The sequence below is a fragment of the Pantoea sp. CTOTU46764 genome (genome assembly GCF_031974595.1).
In the GTDB taxonomy this organism is placed as follows: Bacteria; Pseudomonadota; Gammaproteobacteria; order Enterobacterales; family Enterobacteriaceae; genus Pantoea; species Pantoea trifolii.
In genome coordinates this window covers 1-20,011 of the sequence record NZ_DALYOQ010000016.1, presented here as the reverse complement: position 1 = coordinate 20,011, position 20,011 = coordinate 1, and the positions used below count along the sequence as shown (strand labels likewise).

Sequence of the window (20,011 nt, the reverse complement as noted above, 5' to 3'; positions counted from 1 at the left end):
GTATCGCGTGCCGAGTATGGTTTGAGTACCTTAATGTGGCCAACGCGTCACTTCCAGATCGCTGCCGGGCAGCAGCGCACCAGCCTGAAAGGCGGTGACAAAGTTGCCATCACCCGTTTTCGTAATGGCGATCAGTTAATCGTGAATAAAAAGAACGATGAAACATTCTTCGTCTACGCCAACAGCAACAAGCTGTTGCCCTGCAGCCGTACCGATAAGCGCGATGCACAGATTCTGTCGCTGGAACGCTACGACGATAGCGCACGCCCAAACTCGTGAGTTAATATCCTGGTTTGATCAGTTGCCGCTGGCGCAAATCCAGCGGTGACTGTTCCGCCTCATCGATGGCTGCCAGCCAGCTCTGCAAATTCACCTTCGCCCACGACAGATGTCCGCGCGTGGTGCTCATCAACACCACATCGGGACGCAATGAGCGATAAAGCTCCAGCGACTGCTGCAGTTCGGTGGGATTGCTGTCTGGCATCAGCACGCTGATCCAGCGGTTATAGTCGCGGGTCAACGTATCGCCGACAAACAGATAAGTCTGGCCGAGCGGCGAGTGATAGAGGTAGCTGCTGCTGCCAGGCGTATGTCCGGGCGTCGGCAACAGGTGAAAATCGCCGAAGTGCGTCTCTTGCTGGGTAAAGGTTTCGTCAGGTTCAATCACTAAACTTACCGGCCCCAGCGAACGACTGTGGCAATAGAGCGCGCTATTAAAGCGCTGCTGAATGGCGATCGCGCCCGGCGCGGCTTCATGCCAGTGGGTCAAATAGTGGCGAATCACGCCGCCGGCATCGTTGAGGAATTCATGATCGAGCGGATGCTCCACGCGACCAATCAATAAATTGCCGCGGGGGTGGCACAGCATAAAGCCATGCATCATTAGATCACTTGCCGTCTCTTCAGCGGGGAATTCTGGCGTGGAGATCCACAAATCGTCATACAGTGGCTTCATTGTCGGTCTCCTGCGGCAACACGTTAGCGCAATGTCGGGTGGCCGGTGAAGGCGAACTGTGCTTCTCCCTTCTCAATCTGCAACGTGGCGCTGGCACCCAGCGGCAGCGTCACGGTATCGGCATCGTGTCCAAAAGCCAGATCGGTGATCACCGGAATCTGAAACTCGTCACGGATGCGCTGCCACACGGTGGCAAAATCAAAACCGTTATCATACGCCGACAGCGAAGTGCTGGTGAAGCTGCCGGTAATAATCGCTTGCTGTCGCGATAAAATGCCACTCTGCTGCAGCTGAATCAGCATGCGCTCGATGCGGAACGGATGTTCGTTCACATCTTCAATTACCAGAATGCCACCTTCAATTTGTGGCATCCACGGCGTACCAATCAGTGAGCAGATCATCGCTAAATTGCCGCCCCATAAGGTGCCTTGCCAGCGGCCATGATCCGGGCTTACGCTCGGCCAGCTTAGATTAACTGTAGGTGATGTTAGCGCTTGCCAAAAGTGCGACTCGGTAAAATCAGATAATGCCTCTGCACCAAAGTTACCGGCCAGCATCGGGCCGCTGAAGGTAATCAGGCCGATTTGCGCCAGCAACGCCAGCTGCAACGCGGTGAAATCGCTGTGGCCGCACAGCGCCACCGGTTGATTGAGCAATCGACGTTGCAGACCCACGTAATCGATCTTATCCAGCAAGCGTGAAGCGCCATAGCCGCCACGCACCGCCAGCACGATATCAGGCAGCGCCTCCAGCGTAGCCAGCGCATTGATATCATTCAGCCGCTGCGCATCATCGCCAGCAAAGCGTTGAAAGCGGCGGGTGATGGCAGAGAGATTCTCAAGATGATGGCCTGCGGCCTGTAAACGATGCACTGCGCGTTGGGCGGCATCCTGATTGTGGCAATAGCCGGAAGGGGCGATAAGACGTAGCGTGCGGGGAGTAACCATAACTTCCATCCTGCTGTAGAGTGGCCTGCCGATGATGACGAAATGCGTTATCGAAGTCACGGTAGCATAAGGTTTTTAACCGATTTAGGATAAACGGTAATTTTGCATCGCGCTGCGCCAGGTATGATAGCTTGCGCCAACCCTATTGCGGAACCAAAAATCAGTGAAAATTCGCCTACTTATGCTTTCTGCACTGCTGCTTGCTGGCTGTTCAAGCGAGCCGGAAAAACCGGCACTGCCCGAGAAGAATACGCCGTTGACCCAGGCACCGCCGTCGAAAGTGAATGATGCATGGTCAATGTTTACCGAAGATGCCGCCAGTCATTATGGCGTTGATGAGAAGTTAATCAGCGCCATTATTAGTGTCGAATCCGGAGGCAATCCCAGCGTGGTGAGCCGTTCCAATGCGGTCGGTCTGATGCAAATTAAGGCTTCGACGGCAGGCCGCGAAGTGTATCGCACCCAGGGCCGTCACGGTCAGCCATCCTCTTCCGAGCTGCGCGATCCGGCGAAGAACATCGATATCGGCGCCGCCTACCTGAAAATTTTGCAGGACTCCGCATTAGCCGGGATTCGCGATCCGCTGACGCTGCGTTACGCCACTATCGTGTCCTACGCCAACGGTGCCGGTGCCTTGCTGCGGACCTTCTCGCGTGACCGCGATCGTGCGATTGCGATGATCAACGCCATGACGCCGGACGAGTTTTACCAGCACGTACAGAACAAGCATCCGGCGGCGCAGGCTCCGCGTTATTTGTGGAAAGTCACCACCGCCTACCGCACCATCGGTTGATGACGTAGGGTCGCCATTCATGGCGACCTTGCCAATAACCGCACCATCATGGCGACCTTATCAACAACCCCACCATCATGGCGACCCTGCCAATACCCCACCAAACTAACCCTCCACCAATAATCTCGCCGTCGGATAATCCACAATCAACACCTGCACATAACCGCCGCGCAACGCCCCGCGAATCGCCTGCGCTTTATCTTTGCCACCCGCTAACGCCACCACCTGCGGGCAGCGTTTTACCTGCGCCAGCTCCATGCCAATTACCGGATCTTCCTCTGCGCTCAGCACCGGCTGACCATCGGCGTCAAAATAGTGCAGGCAGATATCGCCCACTGCGCCGCGCTCGGCCAGCGTTTGCAGCATCTCACCGTCGTAATAGTTGCCGGAGTTGCGCAGCAGGGCGGAAGGCTCGAGATCACCAATGCCGACAATCGCCAGATCCACCTGATCAAACTTTTCCAGTACCACCGCGACATCGGGATTCACCGACAAACGCTGGCGATCCTGCACTGAATGCTCAATCGACTGCGACGGCAGCAGCCACGCCGGGCAATCCAGCAGCGCCGCCAGATTCTGCGTCAAAATCGTGGCCTGCACGTTGCCGTTGGCGCCCACGCCACCCAGCAGCTGAATCACGCCTTTGCATGGCGCGCTAAGCGGATGCAGCGCATCCACCATCGCGCGAATCGTGCCGCTCCAGGATGAAATGCCAATCAGCTCATCGGCGCGTACTCGTGTTTCCAGATAGTGCGCGGCGGCGGAACCAATCGCCTGTTTAATCTGCAACGCCGACGCCTGATCCGGCACATCCACCACAATCACCTGCGGCAGTTGGTACAGCTGCTCAATGGCTTTTTCCAGCTCAGGGAATACATTGGCCGGCGGCACTACGCTGATCTTCACCACACCTTCTTTCACGCTGCGATTGAGGATGCGCGACACAAAGGATTGCGACAGCTTCAGCAGCTGCGCAATGTCGGACTGCTTCCTGCCTTCCACATAATAAAGCGTGGCGATTTTCACCATCAGCCGCTGTTCGTCCTGTTTTGCCATGGTTTTTTCTCTCTCTTAACCTGCCTGGTATTGTTAATCAGCCTGTCATAAATAACAACGCAGAACATTTTGTGATCGTTTTCGCTTTTTGAGGATCGGGCAATGGACGTGCTCAGAAAGCCAGCGCATAGTCATTATGCATATAAAATCGCAATTGAATATATATTCAATCGGAGATAACAAATGAAAGCCTCTGTCCTCAAAATCTCTCTACTTGCTTCAATCATGATGATCTCGGCGGCGTCGCTGGCGGCGGATAAGGGGTTGCTGGCCATCATTACGCCATCGCATGACAACCCGTTCTTTAAGGCGGAAGCCGATGGCGCGCAGGAAAAAGCCAAAGCGCTCGGTTACACCACGCTGGTAGCCTCACACGATGATGACGTGAATAAGCAAAACCAGCTAATCGAAACCGCCATCGCGCGCAAAGCCAAAGCCATCATCCTCGATAACGCCGGTGCGGATGCCACGGTTGGCCCGGTGCAAAAAGCCAAAGATGCCGGCATTCCTACCTTCCTGATTGACCGCGAAATCAACAAAACCGGCATTGCCGTGGCGCAAATTGTCTCCAACAACTACCAAGGCGCACAGCTCGGTGCGGAGAAGTTCGCCAAGCTGCTGAACGGTAAAGGGGATTACGTCGAGCTGCTGGGTAAAGAGTCGGATACCAATGCGGGCGTGCGTTCGCAGGGCTATCACGACGTGCTGGATGATTATCCCGATCTAAAAATGGTGGCGCAGCAGAGTGCCAACTGGAGCCAGACCGAAGCCTTCAGCCGCATGGAAACCATCCTGCAGAAGAACCCGAATATCGTTGGCGTGATCTCCGGTAACGACACCATGGCGCTTGGTGCGGAAGCCGCGCTGAAAGCGGCGGGCAAAACCAATGTGATTGTGGTCGGCTTCGACGGCAGCGATTACACCCGCGACTCCATCCTTAATAAAGGCAACATCAAAGCCACCGTGCTGCAGCCGGGCTGGGAGCAGGCGCAGATGGCCGTTGAGCAGGTGGATTACTACCTGAAGAACGGCAAAGCGCAGAAAGAGGAGAAGCAGCTGATGGATTGCGTGCTGATTGACGACAGCAACGCCGCGAAGCTGAAAACCTTCAAGCTGGCGCAATAACATGGAGGTCGGCATGAAGGGGAAAGCGCTGAGCGGCATGCTGGTGGCGCTGCTGACGCTGATGTTAGCCGCCTGCACCGTGGTGGATCTGGATGCCGACGGCAAACCCATCATGCCGAAAGATCCCAACGCCAAACTGGGCTACAGCGATCAAACGCCGCAGCAGATTGCGGAATCAAGCTGGGCCAGCCGCGTGCAGCAACCGGCTGAGAAGCAGGCGCTGAGCTGGGCAGATATGGAAACCAAAAGCCATACCGTCAAAGCCGGCGGCAGCGAAAGCGTGTTTGTGCGCGCTGCGGGCACGGTGACGGCATTTGATAACAGCAACGATCGGGAACGCAGCCTCACCATGACCATCAACGGCAAACCGGTGAAAGTGTCGATTGGTCCGGTGCTGCGCGGCAACGCCATACGCGATGCGGCCGGTTTCCGCTTTGAAGAGTTCACCAATCAGGTGCAATACGCGCAACTCACCAAAGCACTGAATCGCCATGCGGTGAAACAGCTGCCAGCGGTGGATGCCAGCTGGGTGGGCAAACCGGCGCAAGCGCTGCTTGCCGTCAGCATGGGCGCGGGCACAGTGGAAGATGTGGTGGCGGTGCAGCTGCAGCAGGGGAATCCAAAATGAGCGATGAGATCATTCTGCAAGCCAATCAGATGTCGATGCTGTTCCCCGGCACCTTAGCGCTGGATCGTGTGGATTACCGCGTGTGGCGCGGCAAAGTCAACGTCATCATCGGCGAGAACGGCGCGGGGAAATCGACGCTGATGAAGATTCTTGCCGGCGTGCAGCAGCCGACCAGCGGTGAGATGTTCCTCAATGGCAACAAAGTGGCGTTTCACAGCACGCGAGACGCTGCGCGCCACGGCATTGGTATGGTGCATCAGGAACTCAATCTGTTTGAGAATCTCAGCGTGGCGGAGAACATTTTCCTCGGCCGCGAAATTCAGAGTGGCATTCGGCCCATCAATGAAGCCGAGCAGAAACGCCGCACCGCCGCCTTGATGCAGCGCCTCGATCAGCCGATTTCACCGGATGAGAAGGTGGGCAGCCTGAAGGTTGGCCAGCAGCAGCTGGTGGAGATCGCCAAAGCGCTGGCGGAGGACGCCGACATTCTGATCCTCGATGAACCGACCTCGGCGCTGAGCAAAACCGAAGTGGAGATCCTGTTTCGGGTGATCCGCGAACTGACGCGTCAGGGCGTTTCCATCATCTATATCTCGCATCGGCTCGAAGAACTGATGGCGATTGGCGATGTGATCACCATTCTGCGCGACGGGCGTTTTCAAGCCGAAGCGCAGGTCAGCGATATCGACGTGCCGTGGATCGTACGCGAAATGCTGGGCAGCGAACCGGTGGGCACCTTTCTGCCGCCGGATCGCCAGTTCGGTGCGCCGGTGCTGGAAGCCGAACACATCACCTGCGTCAGTCCGAACGGCAACACGCTGGTGGATGATGTCAGCTTCCAGGTGCGTTCCGGTGAAATCGTCGGCATTTACGGGTTGATGGGCGCGGGGCGTACCGAGCTGTTCGAGTGTTTGCTCGGCACGCAGCGTAACTATCTCGGCAAGCTGTGGCTCGACAGCAAACCGTTGCCGACGCGTCTGCCGACCGCTGAACGCATTCGCATGGGCATGAGTCTGGTGCCGGAAGATCGCAAACGCTCGGGCATTTTTCCCATCTCATCGGTGGCGAGCAATCTCACCATTGCCAGCCTGTGGCGACGTCTGTCGCATCGCACGGTGATTTCAGAGCAGGCGGAACGCGAAGTGGTGACCAGCACAGTCGGCAATCTGGCGATCAAAATCTCCTCGCCGGATGTTGCCATCAGCGCGCTGAGCGGCGGCAATCAGCAAAAGGTGGTGATTGGTCGTTCGCTGCTGACCAATCCGCGCTTGCTGCTGCTGGATGAACCGAGCCGTGGCATCGATGTCGGTGCCAAAGGCGAAGTGTTCCGCATGATGGTGAAGCTGTCGGAGCAGGGCATTGCGGTGGTGTTTTCCACCTCTGATTTGAAAGAGATCATGGCCGTTGCCGATCGCATCATTGTGATGTCCGGCGGCAAATTGACTGCTGACCTGCCGCGCGCTGAAGCGGAAGAGGCGGCGCTGGTTAAAGCAAGCGCACAAGGGTTCTGATATGAAAAACAACGGCGCGCTCGCGCTCGCATCGCCAGCTAAAGCGTTCAACTCACGCGAAAGCCTGATATTGCTGCTGCTCAAACTGCGCACCTTTATTGCGCTGTTTCTGATTGTTGGCTTCTTTGCTATTACGGTGCCCGATTTCCTCGCGGTGGGCAGTATGGTGATCATGGTAAAACACATCGCCATTAACGCCTTCCTCGCGCTCGGCATCACATTTGTCATCATCACGGCGGGCATCGATCTCTCCATCGGTGCCACGCTCGGCCTGTGCGGCATGATCGCCGGTTTGCTGATCACCAAAGGCATTGTGCTGCCGATGTTTGGTATCGCCATCTTCCCCAGCGTGTGGCTGATCGTACCGATTGTGTTGCTGATTGGCGGCCTGATTGGCGCGGCAAACGGCTGGATCATCACGCGCTATAACGTGGCACCGTTCATCTGCACGCTCGGTACCATGTACATCCTGCGCGGCACGGCAATGCTCACGTCGGGCGGCGAAACCTTCCCCGGTTTGCAGGGCAATGAAATGCTCGGCAATACCGGATTCGACAAGATTGGCGCGGGCTATTTTCTCGGTTTGCCGTGGGCCATCTGGATGATGGTGCTACTGGCGCTGGTGATTGCCTATGTCGCACGCCGTCTGCCGTTCGGTCGTCAGGTCTACGCGATTGGCGATAACGAACGCGCCGCTGAACTTTCGGGCGTGAAAGTGAAGTCGGTGAAAATCTGGGTGTATGCCATCTCCGGTTTCTGCGCGGCGATTGCCGGCATCGTGGTCTCGTCTCAGCTGGTGGCTAGTCATCCGGCGAACGGAACCTCCTTTGAAATGAACGCGATTGCCGCAGTGGTGCTGGGCGGCACTTCGCTGGCCGGTGGACGCGGCACCATTCTCGGCACGCTGATTGGTGCCTTCGTGATCGGCTTTCTCGCCGACGGTTTAATCATGATGGGCGTGAGTGAGTTCTGGCAAATGGTGATCAAAGGCATCGTGATTATCGTGGCGGTGATCATCGACCAAATGCAGAGTCGCATGCAGCAGAAAGCGGCGGTGGTGGCGCAGAAAGCGCTGATTGAGGAGGGCGGTAGCCCGGCAAAAGGTTAATCGGTTGGGTGCAGGCGCTGATTGTCTGCACCTTTTTTTCTCCATCAAGAATAAATATTCATCCATGCTTTAAAATTCAGAGGTGTCTATGAATCCTTTCAAATATTCGGTAGCGGATCTGGCAGCCAAAGCGCGCGCCGTGCGTCGCCGCATCATTCAGCTCAATGCGGGCAGCCCGGCGGGCGGGCATACCGGTGCCGATCTCTCACAGGTTGAGATCCTCACCGCACTCTATTTCCGCATTCTTAACTGCGCGCCGGATCGCACCAACGATCCGCAACGCGACATCTATATCCAGTCGAAAGGCCATGCGGTGGGCGGTTATTACTGCGTGCTGGCAGAAGCCGGTTACTTCCCGACCGAATGGCTGCCGACCTATCAGCATTCGGATTCACATCTGCCGGGCCACCCGGTACGCCAAAAAACGCCTGGCGTTGAGCTGAATACCGGTGCACTGGGCCACGGTTTACCGGTGGCAGTCGGCATTGCGCTGGCGGCGAAGAAAGATAACAGCGACCGACGTATTTTTGTCGTTACCGGCGACGGTGAGCTGGCGGAAGGCAGCAACTGGGAAGCCGCGCTGGTGGCGGCGCATTACGGTCTCGATAACCTGGTGATCATCAACGATAAGAACAAGCTGCAGCTGGCGGGGCATACGCGCGACATCATGAACACCGATCCGTTGCCGGATAAATGGCGCGCCTTTGGTCTGGCGGTGAGCGAGTGCAACGGTAATGACATGGCGGCGGTGGTGGAAGCCATCGAAAACCTGCCGCGTAATAGCGGCAAGCCACAGGTGATTGTGGCGCACACCGAAAAAGGCTTCGGCATCTCCTTTATTCAGGGCAAACCGGAGTGGCATCACCGCGTGCCGAAAGGGGAAGAGATTGAGTTGGCACTGGAGGAGTTGAAAGATGAGTAATGCAAAACACCTGGCGACGGTAATGGTCGAGGCATTTATTGATGCGGTTAATCGCGGCGTCGATTTAGTGCCGGTGGTGGCCGATTCCACCTCAACCGCCAAAATTGCGCCCTTTATCAAAGCCTTTCCCGATCGGCTGGTTAACGTCGGCATCGCCGAACAAACGCTGGTGGGCACCGCCGCTGGCCTGGCGATTGGCGGCAAAGTGGCCGTGACCTGCAACGCCGCGCCATTCCTGGTCTCCCGCGCCAATGAGCAGGTTAAAGTCGACGTCTGCTACAACAACACTAACGTCAAACTGTTTGGCCTGAATGCCGGTGCCAGCTACGGTCCACTCGCCAGCACCCATCACAGCATCGACGACATTGCGGTGATGCGCGGCTTCGGCAACATCGAAATTTATGCGCCATCCTGCCCGCTGGAGTGCCGCCAGATTATTGAACATGCGCTGGCGCATGTCGGGCCGGTGTATATCCGTCTGGACGGTAAAGATCTGCCGCAGCTGCACGATGAGAACTATCAATTCCGTCCCGGGCAAATCGACGTTCTACGTGAAGGTCATGACATTGTGCTGGTGGCGATGGGCTCGACAGTTCACGAGGTGGTTCACGCCGCCGAGCAACTGCATGAGCAAGGCATTACAGCAGGTGTGATCAGCATTCCATCGATTCGACCTTGTGATACCCAACAGCTGCGCGAGCTGTTAAATCACTATCCAGCGGTCATTACCGTGGAAGAACACAACGTCAACGGCGGCGTCGGCAGCCTGGTGGCAGAAGTGCTGGCGGAAGGCGGCTGTGGCATCCCGCTGCTGCGTTTGGGCATCCCGGATGGCGAATACGCGATTGCGGGCGATCGCGCCTCAACCCGTGCCCGACATGGCATTGATGCCGCCAGCGTAGTGAAGAGTGCAGCGCGCATCTGTGCAGGAGCGTAAAGATGGCAGGTTCGGTGATACTGGCAATTGATGAAGGCACCACCAACGCAAAAGCGATAGCGGTCGATCGTGCCGGGAAGGTGGTGGCGCGCGGCAGCCAGCCGCTGACGCTGGAGCATCCGCAGCCGGGCCTGGCGGAGCAGGATCCGCTGGCGATTTGGCAGGCGGTGAAACAAGCGGTGAGCGATTGTCTGGCGCAGTGTGCGGGTGCGCAAGTTGCGGCCGTGGCGATCAGCAACCAGCGCGAATCGGTGCTGATCTGGCAGCGCCATAACGGTCAGCCGCTGACGCCGCTGGTCAGCTGGCAGGATCGCCGCTCGGAGGCGTTTTGCCGCGATTTGCGTGTTGCGGGTAAAGCGCCGCGCATCACCGGGCTTACCGGATTGGCGGTTGATCCGATGTTTCCAGCCGGTAAGCTCACCGGCATGCTGGCCGCGCTACCGAACGGATTTTCTCGTGCGCAGGCCGGTGAACTCTGTATCGGCACCGTGGACAGCTGGTTGAGCTGGCAGCTGAGCGGCGGCGAAAGCTTTGTTACCGATCATGCCAATGCGGCGCGCACCCAGTTATATAACCTGCACAGCGGCGACTGGGACGAGGAACTGCTGGCGCTGTTCCATATTCCCCGCGCGGCGCTGCCGCAGATTGTGCCCTCGGCTAGTGCGCAAGGTGTGGTGACACGTAACGATATGCCCGGTTTAGCGCCTGGCACACCGATTTTGTCGCGCATCGGCGATTCGCACGCCGCGCTGCAAGCGCAGCGCAGTGGCAGCGAAGAGGTGGTCAAAGCCACGTATGGCACAGGTTCGTCACTGATGATGTCGATGGCAACGCCGCTACTGACGGAAAATGGCCTTAGCACCACGGTGGCGTGGCACGACGGCACGTTGCGCTATGCCTTTGAAGGCAACATTACCCACACCGGTTCCGGCGCGGCGTGGCTGGGCCGCATGCTGGGCATCAAGGATCCACGAGAACTCACCGCGCTGGCGCAGCGCAGCGAACACAATCAGGGCATCTATTTTGTACCGGCGCTCTCTGGCCTTGGCGCGCCCTGGTGGGATTTAAAAGCGCGCGGCATGGTGTGTGGTTTGACCGATGCGGCAACGCCGGAAGTGCTGGCGCGCGTGGCGCTGGAATCGATCACTTTCCAGATCGCCGACGTGTTTTTCGCCATGGAGCAGGCCAGCGGCGTGCAACTTCCTGCGCTGTGCGTGGATGGCAGCGCCACGGAAAACAGCTGGTTGATGCAGATGCAGGCTGATGTGTTGCAGCGGCCACTGAAACGCGTACCGACGGCCGAAGTTTCAGCGCTGGGCGCCGCGCTATTAGCGGGCCGCAGCTTAGGCTGGTGGCAGCAGGGCAGTGAGATGCAGGCATTGCAGGGCGGCAGCGTGATTACGCCGCGTGAAGATCAGGCGAAAAGCATGCAGGAGAATTATCACGGCTGGCTGGATGCGGTGGCGCGTTGCCGTTATCAGCCGCATTGATGGGTGCGGTTTTGTGCAAATCTGGGGGAGTGGTCGCCATGAATGGCGACCCTACGAATGATGGACTTACTGGAAACGGTTGGCTTTATCACGCGCCAGACGTTCCAGCGCAAAAATCACCTGCTGCAGCTGGCGTTCCTGAATCGGCTCGATGGCGGTAAAGCGGAAGCTGAGGCGCGGAGTGGCGCGGGTTTCATTCTTGCTGGTCACCACGGTGCGTTCACCAATGTGCAGCAGCTGTGCTGTCACCTCGAAGTGACCGTATTCAGCCAAATCCACGCGCAGCTTTTTAAAGGTATCGCCGCGATTAAGGCCTTCTGGCAGCGCTTCGTCCAGCAGCACGCCCACGCCACCCAATGACAGGTCCTGCAGGCGGAAGCGCGCAGTGCTGCCATCCGGCCACTGGCTGTGGCAATAAAAAACCGGCTCCAGCGGCGCATTGACGCGGAAGAACTCACGGCGTTGAATCTGCCACACCAGTTCGGGTAGCGACGCAGCAAAAGCGGGCAAGCCTTCAAATTCGATACGCTGTAAACCGATTAAGCTACATTCGACTTTGGCACCGTGCGTTTCGGCAAAGATATTCACTTCACCACTTTGCAGCGCTAAATCGTTATCCAGCGCATTGCTGCCAAGGTCAAAGATCACCTGATCTTCATCGGCTGACAGCATGCGGCTGATAAACTGACCGCGCGAAAAATTCACCATCAACGGGGTTTGAGAACGCAACAGATCCTTCATCACGCCCAAAACCGCTAACGTGCCTCGCTTGAGGTATTGTTCTTTATCGGCTTCTCCCACGTCCTGCTCCACTTATCCGATTGTTATTTTCACGACTGACAATGCTGTTCGTCAGTTATCGGCGTGGCTGCGCTAACCTTTAGTTAGCTAACGATTATTTACTGCGGCAAGTTGCGAGGCAGATCATAAAATCCCGTCTATACTAGAGGCGGTGAACACATTGATTAATAACGTAAGGAGCAGTACATGGGTATTCTTTCATGGATTATTTTTGGTCTGATTGCCGGGATTATCGCGAAGTGGATTATGCCGGGTAAAGATGGCGGCGGCTTTATCATCACCGTGGTTCTGGGTGTGGTAGGTGCGGTTGTCGGTGGCTGGATCAGTACCCTGTTTGGTTTCGGTAAAGTTGACGGTTTCAACTTCGGTAGCTTCGTGGTGGCCGTGATCGGTGCCATTGTGGTGCTGTGGATTTACCGTAAAGTACGAAGTTAACAGCATAGCGATTTGATGAAATCCGCCATCCCGTAAAAGGATGGCGGATTTTTTTATGCCTGATTAAAAGTCGTAGCCCACCGTAGCCATGACCGTACGCTCGGCACCGCGATAGCAGTAACCGGTGCCATAACAGGCGGCCAGATACTTTTTATCGGTCAGGTTGTTGGCATTCACCTGCAGCCAGGCGCCTTTCAGCTGTGAGTTCCATGCGCCAAGATCGGCGCGAACCGACGCATCAAACAGCGTTACCGATGGCAGACGCGTGGTGTTCTCGTTATCCGCCCACTGTTTGCCGATATAGCGCACACCGGCGCCAGCGCTCAAGCCGTAGTCAAACTGATAATGTCCCCACAACGATGCCATGCTATTCGGCGTGACATATGGCGTATGGCCATCGTTACCGTCCACCGAATCTTTGAAGCGCAGATGATTCAGCGTGTAGCCGGCGATGGTGCTGAAACGTTGCGTCAGCTGATTACGCGCTTCCAACTCGATGCCCTGCGAATGCACTTTGCCCGACGGCGTGTAAGTGCCGTCCAGCACGTTACGGTTGGCGACATCGTCCTGGGTCAAATCGTACACCGCGATTGAGTACATATCGCGCGTGCCCACCGGCTGATATTTTACGCCCGCTTCATATTGCTCTGAGGTGGTCGGTTTCAGCTGATTGCCCTGCGGATCGGTTAACGAGGCTGGCGTTATCGCCTGGCTCCAACTGACGTAAGGCGAGATGCCGTTCTCGAAGGCATACAGCAGCGCGGCGCGGCCGCTGATGTGATCGTCCTGACGACGGCTGGTGCCGTTTTCCGACACAATGCGGTCATAACGTCCCGACAAATCCAGATGCCAGCGATCAAGCTGCAACTCATCCTGCAGATATAAACCGGTTTGATAGTAGCGGCGCGTCTGCGATGTCCAGTCGAAGTCCGGCATGATGCCCACTTCTTCGCCGCTCCACGCATTCAGCGCGCTGGCGGCACCGCTGGCTTTGGTGATGTCATTTTTATAGCGATGGTATTCCGCGCCCAGCGTCACGCGATGCTGCACCGCGCCGGTAGCAAAATCGGCCTGCAAGCGGTTGTCATTCGCCCATGCGCTCAGTGATGAACGCTCGCCGGAGTAGTAGCGGTTCAGCAGGTCAGGATTCGTTGCGTTCCAGCCAATCTGATAAACCTGATCGAGATCGGTATTCGAGTGGCTGTAACTGCCGGTGGAGTACACCGACCAGACTTCGTTGAAGCGATGTGAGAAGTCATAGCTGTAAATCTGCTCGCGACGTTTGAACTGATCGAGCGAACTGTCGCCTTCGTAGAAACTGTCGCTCAACTTGCGGCCGTTATGGCTGTAAAGCGTGCCTTCCGCCGGTACCGAACCGTGATAGCCGCCTGAGGGATCTTTCTGCAGGTAGGCGCGCAGCACTAAGTTGGTATCTTCACTTGGCTGCCACATCAGCTGTGGCGAAATCGCATATTTCTCTTCGCGGGTGTGATCGTACTGCGTATCACTGTTGCGCGTGATGCCGGTTAAGCGAAATGCCCACTGATCGTTGATGGCGTTGGAGTAATCAAAGGCGGCGCTGTTGGTGGCGTTGGTGCCGCTCGACAGGCGGAAGTGGCCCTCTTCGGCAAACTGCGGACGCTTGCTCACCATGTTCACTAATCCGCCCGGCACCGTTTGGCCGTAAAGCGCGGAGGAGGGACCTTTGATCAGATCAATGCGATCAAGGAACCAGTTGTCCACCTGCAGGATGTTGAAGCTGCCGCCGTCACTCATCACGCGCAGGCCATCGAGGAAGGTGTTGTCGACATCGCCGCCGTGGAAACCACGCAGCGCGATGGTGTCGTAACGCGTGGCGGCCCCGCCGAAGTTGGTGAACACCCCTGGCGTGTAACCCAGCGCCTGGTTGAGATCCTGCGCGCCCTGATCTTCCATCTGCTGACGTGTCACTACCGAGATTGACTGCGGCGTGGTAATCAGCGGTTGATCGCTTTTGCTGGCGCCGCTGCTGCGCGTGGCGAGATAGCCCTGCGTCGGCGAGGTGGCGCTCTCTTGCGGTTGCGCCGTGACGACAAGCGACTCTTCGGCGAAGCTTGCAGCGGGTAAAGCCAGCGCAAGCGTGCACAGAACGCGGCCACGGTTAAGGGTAAACAGCGAGGTCATGAGAGGTTCCTGATATTTAAATGGGAATAGCTATCGATATTAGATTGAGAATTATTATCTTTTGTGGCGGATGTTTCAAGATGTGAGGTTGTTGTAAATGGGGTGTGAGGAAAATACACAGGCAGGGCGGAATTCGATATGAGGCTGTAGGGTGCGCATTAATGCGCACACGGGTTAATGGTCGCCATAAATGGCGACCCTGCGACGGCTACGTATTGACCAGGAAAAACGTTACTTCGCGCTACTCAAAACCGGCATATTCGGGATATCGCCGGCGTTATTACAGGTTTTGTCTTTCGAACAGTACTTATCCAGCAGCTTCAGCGTCACGCCGTTGGTCCAGCCGAAGCCATCCTGCAGCGGATATTCGCCGCCGCCACCGCCACCCAACTGCGCGCCTTCAACCACATATTTCTCGACCAGCTTATGCTCCTTGTCGTAGGTGGCCTGCACGTTCTGCAGGAAGCGCTGACCAATCTGCTGCGCCAGTTTCGGCTGTTTGTAATGCTCAAGACCTTCCACCGCCACCCATTGCAGCGGCGCCCAGCCGTTTGGCGCATCCCATTGCTGGCCGTTATTCACCGTGGTGGTCACCAGACCGCCCGGTTTCAGTAGCTGTTTTTCAACAGCGGAAGCGGTGCGCTCAGCTTGCTTATCGCTAGCCACCTGCATATAGAGCGGGAACAGCGTGGCGGCGGTCAGCTGCGAATGAACCTGCTTCTTCTGGAAATCGTAATCGGCGTACCAGCCTTTTTTGTCATCCCAAAGATAGCGATTGATCGCCGCCTGACGTTTTTCGGCATCCGCCGCGAACTGTTTGGCTTTGTCATCCTGCTTATCCAGTTTGGACGCTTTAGACAATGTCTGTTCGAGGTGGAAAATCAGGCTGTTGAGATCGACCGGCGCCAGTTGCGTGGTACGAATCGACGCCAGATTGTGCGCATCAGTGAACCAGCGCGAACTGAAATCCCAGCCTGATGCCGCGCCTGCACGCAAATCGCGATAAACCTGCTGCTTATTACGCTCCGGCGCTTTATTCGCGGTGTTAACGTCATCAAGCCAGGATTCGGTACGCGGCGCATCACGATCGTCCCAGTAACGGTTAAGCAGCGTACCGTCGCTGAGTTTAATCACGCGTTTGCTGGCCTGGCCGGCCGCCACTTTGTCGCTGTCCGCCATCCAGTAATCGTACTCTTTCTGCAGCTGCGGCAGGTATTGGCGATAGACATCGTCGCCTTTGTGCGTTGCCAGCAGGTCAACCATCAAGCTGAAGAACGGCGGCTGCGAGCGGCTGAGATAGTAGCTGCGGTTACCGTTGGGAATATGGCCATATTTGTCCAGCTCGGTGGCGAAGTTATCCACCATATCCTGCACGCGATCCCAGTGATCGCTCTCCGCCAGGCCGAGCATGGTGAAGTAGCTGTCCCAGTAATACACTTCGCGGAAGCGTCCGCCCGGCACCACATAAGGTTTTGGCAGCGGCAGCAACGAATCATACTGGCTGGCACTTTGCGCGGTACGTGTCAGCACCGGCCACAAACCGTTGATGTGCTCACGCAGGCTTTGCCCGGCGGGCGGCACATAGTTGTCTCCCTCTTTTGGCAGCGTAAAATTGCTGTCGACAAAATGCTTGAGATCGAAGTTGCGCTGGTTTTTCTGCATCTGCCAGTCGGCCAGAATCGAAGAGGGATTGGATTTCGGCACCGCGTCGGCGAAGGTTTTCTGGTCCGGATAAAATTTCGCCTGCTGCACCGCATTGAAAAGCGGTCCCAGACGCACATCTGGCGGCTGCGGCTGGTTGCTGAGCATGCGGCTTTGGTCATCGGCGTGCGCGGCGCTGGCAGCGGCCAGCAACGCGGCGCTGAGTAAAAAGGTCAGACGCGCGGGCGTGAATACGGCATTTTTTATCATCGGTTTTTCTCCTTGTCCGAAAAGGTGGTGTGCTAACGCATTGACCACCCGAACAACTTTAGTCGCAATCGCACCGCTTAGCCTTGTACAGCGGTGGAAATGTGAAGCGCCCGGAATTAATCACGCGAGAAATTGCATCAAGGCTAAGGTTTTTGCTTGCCCTGTTCGGTTATTTGCCTGAGGCTGAAGCAAAAAAAGGAGAGTCGAATGGAGATTATCTGGTATCACCCGTCGCTGGCGCCGCAGGGCTGGCTGGAAGGCTTGCATCAGCGTTTACCTGAGGCACGCGTGCGTTACTGGCAGCCGGGCGACAATGCACCGGCCGATTACGCGGTGGTGCGTTCGCCGCCGGTTGAGATGCTGGCGGGCCGTCAGCTGAAAGGCGTGTTTGCTATGGGCGCGGGCGTGGACGAAATCCTCAAGCAGCTGCGTGACAACCCACAAATGTTGGCTGACAATGTGCCATTATTCCGTCTGGAAGATACCGGCATGGCGCGCCAGATGCAGGAATACGCCAACTGGTGCGTGCTGGGCTGGTTCCGCCGTTTCGCGGAGTATCGTCAACTGCAGCAGCAGGCGAACTGGCAGGAGCTGGATGGTGTCGATCGCGAAAATTTCACCATTGGCGTGCTCGGCGCGGGCGTGTTAGGCCGTAGCGTGCTGGAAAGTTTGCGTCAATGGGGCTTCCCGTTACGCAGCTGGAGCCGTTCGCCGAAGCACATCGACGGCGTGCAAAGCTTCCATGGCCGCGATCAGCTCAATGCCTTCCTTGATGGCACGCAGGTGCTGATCGATCTGCTGCCTACCACGCCGGAAACCACCAACCTCATCGATAGCCAACTGCTCAGCGCGTTGCCGCGCGGTGCCAGCTTCCTTAATCTGGCGCGCGGTGCGCATGTGGTGGAAGCCGATCTGCTGGCAGCGTTGAACAGCGGTCAACTGGCCGCCGCCGCGCTGGATGTGTTCCAGACCGAGCCGCTGCCGCCGCAGCATCCGTTGTGGTCTCATCCGCATGTCACAATCACGCCACATACTGCAGCGATTACCTTGCCAGCCGAGGCGATGGATTACATTGCGGATGCCATACTTGCTCTGGAGCAAGGTCAACAGCCGGGTGGTTTGGTCGATCGCCAGCGCGGTTATTAATTCACATTGGGTCAGGAGGTGAAGATGTATCCCGTTGATTTACATATGCATACCGTTGCCAGCACGCATGCTTACAGCACGCTGCATGATTATGTGGCGCAGGCGAAACAGAATGGTTTGAAGCTGTTCGCGATTACCGATCACGGCCCGGACATGGCTGATGCGCCGCACTATTGGCACTTCGTCAACATGCGCATTTGGCCGCGGGTGATTGATGGCGTTGGCGTGCTGCGCGGTATTGAAGCCAACATCAAAAATCAGCAGGGCGAGATCGATTGCAGCGGCCCGATGCTGGATGCGCTGGATCTGATCGTCGCGGGCTTCCACGAACCGGTTTATGCACCGCGTGATAAAAAGCATCACACCGAAGCGATGATTGCGGCGATGGCGGGCGGTTTGGTGCATATCATTTCGCATCCGGGCAACCCGAAATTCCCGGTGGATATCCGCGCAATAGCCGAAGCCGCCGCGCATTATGATGTGGCGCTGGAGATCAACAACTCCTCCTTTACCCATTCGCGCCTCGGCAGCGAACCGAACTGTCGCGCCATTGCCGAAGCGGTGCGCGATGCGGGGGGGAAACTGGCATTTGGCTCCGATTCGCATACGGCGTTTACGCTGGGAAATTTCGAACACTGCCTGCGCATCACCAGCGAAGTGGATTTTCCTGAAGATCGCGTGTTAAATGTCACGCCGCGTCGCCTGCTCGATTTCCTCGAACAGCGCACCGGTAAAACGATTGCCGAATTTGCTGATTTTTAACTTTTTTGCCTCAAGGAATTCTGTTGCATGAATGAGTTTTCCATTCTCTGCCGCGTCATCGGCTCGCTGTTTAATCGCCAGCCGCAGGATCCGCTGCTGGTGCCACTGTTCACTCTGCTGCGTGAAGGCAAACTGCAACAGCAGTGGCCGCTGGAGCAGGATGAACTGTTGACGCGCCTGCAGCAGAATAGCGATCCGCAGGCGCTGGCCGCCGACTACAACGCGCTGTTTGTTGGCAGCGACTGCAGCGTGCCGCCGTACGCATCCCAGTGGCCGAACGGGGTTGCAGAAGCAGACGTGCGTGCGTTTCTCAGCGCGCGCGGCATGCCGCTGAGCGAAGCGCCCGCCGATCACTTTGGCGTGCTGCTGCTGGCGGCATCGTGGCTGGAAGATCAGTCAGCGGAAGATGAATCCGCCGCGCAGCTGGCGCTGTTTGATGAGTACCTGCTGCCGTGGTGCGGCGCGTTCCTCGGCAAAGTGGAAGCGCACGCGACCACCGCGTTTTATCGCACGCTGGCGGCGCTGAGCCGTGAGGCGATTCAGGCGATGTACGACGAGCTGAACGAAGAGCAGGGCGACGAGGCCTAATCGTCACCAGCTGGCTGCGCTGCGGCCGAGCTTGACGCCCGGCGTCGCGCAGATCATTGGCGTGCCGGGCAAATACGCTGCGGCACGCAATCTCTCGGCAATTCCCCACTGATTAATCTCTATCGCGCTCAACGCGTCATCGTGCTGCGCGTGAATACCGTTTTGCACATTCTCCGGCGCGGCACCGAACTGCTGTAATAGCCGCGCAGTGCGTGCCAGCGAGAGGCGCGCCTGCCAGCCAACGCCATTGATCAACCGCTGACGTAAACCTTCCAGCACCGCCGCAGCCATCAGATAGCCAGTGGCGTGATCGAGCGCCTGCACCGGCAGCGGCGTTGGCTGGTTATTGCCGCTCCAGCGCATGCCTTGTTCGGCGATGCCGCAGCCCATCTGCACCAGGCTGTCGAAGCCGCGCCGGTTGCGCCACGGCCCGCTCCAGCCCCACGCATTGAGGCTGACATCCACTAAGCCCGGCGCGAGTTTGCGGCGCGTCTCAGCATCCAGCCCGAGTTTTTCCAGCGCATCAGCGCGATAACCGTATACCAGCACATCGCTGTGCTGCAACAGCTGGCGCAGCTGTTCACGCCCCGCGCGGGATTTGATATCAAGCCGCGCACAGCGTTTGCCGCAGGTGATCTCCTCTTCGAGCGTTGGTTCGTGCCAGTCGGGCGGATCGATACGCAGCACTTGCGCGCCGAGGCTGGCGAGAAAACGCGTCGCTACCGGACCGGCG

The 20,011-nt window shown here is 57.3% G+C and carries 20 protein-coding genes; 13 read left to right on the top strand and 7 right to left on the bottom strand.

What is annotated here, in order from left to right:
* A partial coding sequence (locus RTM06_RS08090; RefSeq protein WP_312181272.1) for a hypothetical protein occupies positions 1-279 on the top strand: 279 nt, incomplete at its 5' end.
* A gap of 1 nt (position 280) precedes the next feature.
* On the opposite strand, the gene RTM06_RS08085 is transcribed toward RTM06_RS08090, so the two are convergent.
* A complete protein-coding gene (locus RTM06_RS08085) occupies positions 281-955 on the bottom strand; it encodes an MBL fold metallo-hydrolase (protein ID WP_256696229.1) in 675 nt (224 codons plus the stop codon).
* A gap of 23 nt (positions 956-978) precedes the next feature.
* On the bottom strand, positions 979-1,902 hold the full coding sequence (gene ldcA, locus RTM06_RS08080; protein WP_312181269.1) for a muramoyltetrapeptide carboxypeptidase: 924 nt from the start codon (positions 1,900-1,902) through the stop codon (positions 979-981).
* A 163-nt stretch (positions 1,903-2,065) separates the two neighbouring features.
* Between ldcA and emtA the strand changes: the two genes are divergently transcribed.
* Positions 2,066-2,695 (top strand): membrane-bound lytic murein transglycosylase EmtA, encoded by a 630-nt coding sequence (gene emtA, locus RTM06_RS08075; protein ID WP_312181267.1) that lies wholly within the window; start codon positions 2,066-2,068, stop codon positions 2,693-2,695.
* Positions 2,696-2,800: 105 nt separating this feature from the next.
* Here the strand turns inward: emtA and RTM06_RS08070 are convergent, their stop codons facing one another.
* Positions 2,801-3,751: a sugar-binding transcriptional regulator gene (locus tag RTM06_RS08070; protein ID WP_312181265.1), complete on the bottom strand. Its 951-nt coding sequence runs from the start codon at positions 3,749-3,751 to the stop codon at positions 2,801-2,803.
* 183 nt (positions 3,752-3,934) lie between these two features.
* Between RTM06_RS08070 and RTM06_RS08065 the strand changes: the two genes are divergently transcribed.
* The 7 genes from RTM06_RS08065 to RTM06_RS08035 all read left to right on the top strand — a co-directional run bounded on the left by RTM06_RS08065 (position 3,935) and on the right by RTM06_RS08035 (position 11,472).
* Positions 3,935-4,876: a D-ribose ABC transporter substrate-binding protein gene (locus tag RTM06_RS08065; RefSeq protein WP_312181263.1), complete on the top strand. Its 942-nt coding sequence runs from the start codon at positions 3,935-3,937 to the stop codon at positions 4,874-4,876.
* A gap of 13 nt (positions 4,877-4,889) precedes the next feature.
* Positions 4,890-5,504, top strand: coding sequence for a DUF2291 family protein (locus tag RTM06_RS08060; RefSeq protein ID WP_312181261.1), 615 nt, complete (start codon positions 4,890-4,892; stop codon positions 5,502-5,504).
* On the top strand, positions 5,501-7,015 hold the full coding sequence (locus RTM06_RS08055) for a sugar ABC transporter ATP-binding protein (protein ID WP_110865954.1): 1,515 nt from the start codon (positions 5,501-5,503) through the stop codon (positions 7,013-7,015). Before RTM06_RS08060 ends, RTM06_RS08055 begins: the two co-directional genes overlap by 4 nt.
* Before the next feature lies 1 nt (position 7,016).
* Positions 7,017-8,123 carry an ABC transporter permease gene (locus tag RTM06_RS08050; protein WP_312181259.1) on the top strand — a complete coding sequence of 369 codons (1,107 nt, stop codon included), beginning with the start codon at positions 7,017-7,019 and terminating at the stop codon, positions 8,121-8,123.
* 88 nt (positions 8,124-8,211) lie between these two features.
* Positions 8,212-9,045 carry a transketolase gene (locus RTM06_RS08045; RefSeq protein ID WP_256696236.1) on the top strand — a complete coding sequence of 278 codons (834 nt, stop codon included), beginning with the start codon at positions 8,212-8,214 and terminating at the stop codon, positions 9,043-9,045.
* Positions 9,038-9,982, top strand: a complete 945-nt coding sequence (locus tag RTM06_RS08040; RefSeq protein ID WP_312181256.1) for a transketolase C-terminal domain-containing protein — start codon at positions 9,038-9,040, stop codon at positions 9,980-9,982. Before RTM06_RS08045 ends, RTM06_RS08040 begins: the two co-directional genes overlap by 8 nt.
* A 2-nt stretch (positions 9,983-9,984) precedes the next feature.
* Positions 9,985-11,472: an FGGY-family carbohydrate kinase gene (locus RTM06_RS08035; protein WP_312181254.1), complete on the top strand. Its 1,488-nt coding sequence runs from the start codon at positions 9,985-9,987 to the stop codon at positions 11,470-11,472.
* A 66-nt stretch (positions 11,473-11,538) separates the two neighbouring features.
* On the opposite strand, the gene RTM06_RS08030 is transcribed toward RTM06_RS08035, so the two are convergent.
* On the bottom strand, positions 11,539-12,273 hold the full coding sequence (locus RTM06_RS08030) for a flagellar brake protein (protein WP_256696238.1): 735 nt from the start codon (positions 12,271-12,273) through the stop codon (positions 11,539-11,541).
* A 186-nt stretch (positions 12,274-12,459) separates the two neighbouring features.
* Here RTM06_RS08030 and RTM06_RS08025 point away from each other — a divergent pair, with 186 nt between their 5' ends.
* Positions 12,460-12,708, top strand: coding sequence for a GlsB/YeaQ/YmgE family stress response membrane protein (locus RTM06_RS08025; RefSeq protein ID WP_008102737.1), 249 nt, complete (start codon positions 12,460-12,462; stop codon positions 12,706-12,708).
* A gap of 63 nt (positions 12,709-12,771) precedes the next feature.
* Here RTM06_RS08025 and RTM06_RS08020 read toward each other — a convergent pair whose 3' ends face one another.
* Together RTM06_RS08020 and treA are read right to left on the bottom strand one after the other, a co-directional pair.
* Positions 12,772-14,871, bottom strand: a complete 2,100-nt coding sequence (locus RTM06_RS08020) for a TonB-dependent siderophore receptor (protein ID WP_312181250.1) — start codon at positions 14,869-14,871, stop codon at positions 12,772-12,774.
* Between the two features lie 231 nt (positions 14,872-15,102).
* A complete protein-coding gene (gene treA / locus RTM06_RS08015) occupies positions 15,103-16,782 on the bottom strand; it encodes an alpha,alpha-trehalase TreA (RefSeq protein ID WP_312181248.1) in 1,680 nt (559 codons plus the stop codon).
* Positions 16,783-16,989: 207 nt separating this feature from the next.
* Between treA and ghrA the strand changes: the two genes are divergently transcribed.
* From ghrA to RTM06_RS08000, 3 genes are read left to right on the top strand one after another with little or no spacing between them, the layout of a single operon-like run.
* The gene (ghrA, locus tag RTM06_RS08010) at positions 16,990-17,928 is read left to right on the top strand and encodes a glyoxylate/hydroxypyruvate reductase GhrA (RefSeq protein WP_293798183.1); all 939 of its coding nucleotides are present in this window, start codon (positions 16,990-16,992) and stop codon (positions 17,926-17,928) included.
* A 24-nt stretch (positions 17,929-17,952) separates the two neighbouring features.
* The gene (locus RTM06_RS08005; RefSeq protein ID WP_256696244.1) at positions 17,953-18,690 is read left to right on the top strand and encodes a phosphatase; all 738 of its coding nucleotides are present in this window, start codon (positions 17,953-17,955) and stop codon (positions 18,688-18,690) included.
* 27 nt (positions 18,691-18,717) lie between these two features.
* Positions 18,718-19,278, top strand: a complete 561-nt coding sequence (locus RTM06_RS08000) for a molecular chaperone (RefSeq protein WP_008102748.1) — start codon at positions 18,718-18,720, stop codon at positions 19,276-19,278.
* 3 nt (positions 19,279-19,281) lie between these two features.
* Here RTM06_RS08000 and RTM06_RS07995 read toward each other — a convergent pair.
* Positions 19,282-20,011: CoA transferase (locus RTM06_RS07995; protein WP_312181243.1), on the bottom strand; the 730-nt coding region annotated here is incomplete at its 5' end.

What these genes read in the sequence shown, in the direction of transcription:
- RTM06_RS08085 (WP_256696229.1), bottom strand. Translation starts at nt 955, where the DNA reads ATGAAGCCACTGTATGACGATTTGTGGATCTCCACGCCAGAATTCCCC.
- ldcA (WP_312181269.1), bottom strand. Translation starts at nt 1,902, where the DNA reads ATGGTTACTCCCCGCACGCTACGTCTTATCGCCCCTTCCGGCTATTGC.
- RTM06_RS08070 (WP_312181265.1), bottom strand. Translation starts at nt 3,751, where the DNA reads ATGGCAAAACAGGACGAACAGCGGCTGATGGTGAAAATCGCCACGCTT.
- RTM06_RS08065 (WP_312181263.1), top strand. Translation starts at nt 3,935, where the DNA reads ATGAAAGCCTCTGTCCTCAAAATCTCTCTACTTGCTTCAATCATGATG.
- RTM06_RS08060 (WP_312181261.1), top strand. Translation starts at nt 4,890, where the DNA reads ATGAAGGGGAAAGCGCTGAGCGGCATGCTGGTGGCGCTGCTGACGCTG.
- RTM06_RS08055 (WP_110865954.1), top strand. Translation starts at nt 5,501, where the DNA reads ATGAGCGATGAGATCATTCTGCAAGCCAATCAGATGTCGATGCTGTTC.
- RTM06_RS08050 (WP_312181259.1), top strand. Translation starts at nt 7,017, where the DNA reads ATGAAAAACAACGGCGCGCTCGCGCTCGCATCGCCAGCTAAAGCGTTC.
- RTM06_RS08045 (WP_256696236.1), top strand. Translation starts at nt 8,212, where the DNA reads ATGAATCCTTTCAAATATTCGGTAGCGGATCTGGCAGCCAAAGCGCGC.
- RTM06_RS08040 (WP_312181256.1), top strand. Translation starts at nt 9,038, where the DNA reads ATGAGTAATGCAAAACACCTGGCGACGGTAATGGTCGAGGCATTTATT.
- RTM06_RS08035 (WP_312181254.1), top strand. Translation starts at nt 9,985, where the DNA reads ATGGCAGGTTCGGTGATACTGGCAATTGATGAAGGCACCACCAACGCA.
- RTM06_RS08025 (WP_008102737.1), top strand. Translation starts at nt 12,460, where the DNA reads ATGGGTATTCTTTCATGGATTATTTTTGGTCTGATTGCCGGGATTATC.
- RTM06_RS08020 (WP_312181250.1), bottom strand. Translation starts at nt 14,871, where the DNA reads ATGACCTCGCTGTTTACCCTTAACCGTGGCCGCGTTCTGTGCACGCTT.
- treA (WP_312181248.1), bottom strand. Translation starts at nt 16,782, where the DNA reads ATGATAAAAAATGCCGTATTCACGCCCGCGCGTCTGACCTTTTTACTC.
- ghrA (WP_293798183.1), top strand. Translation starts at nt 16,990, where the DNA reads ATGGAGATTATCTGGTATCACCCGTCGCTGGCGCCGCAGGGCTGGCTG.
- RTM06_RS08005 (WP_256696244.1), top strand. Translation starts at nt 17,953, where the DNA reads ATGTATCCCGTTGATTTACATATGCATACCGTTGCCAGCACGCATGCT.
- RTM06_RS08000 (WP_008102748.1), top strand. Translation starts at nt 18,718, where the DNA reads ATGAATGAGTTTTCCATTCTCTGCCGCGTCATCGGCTCGCTGTTTAAT.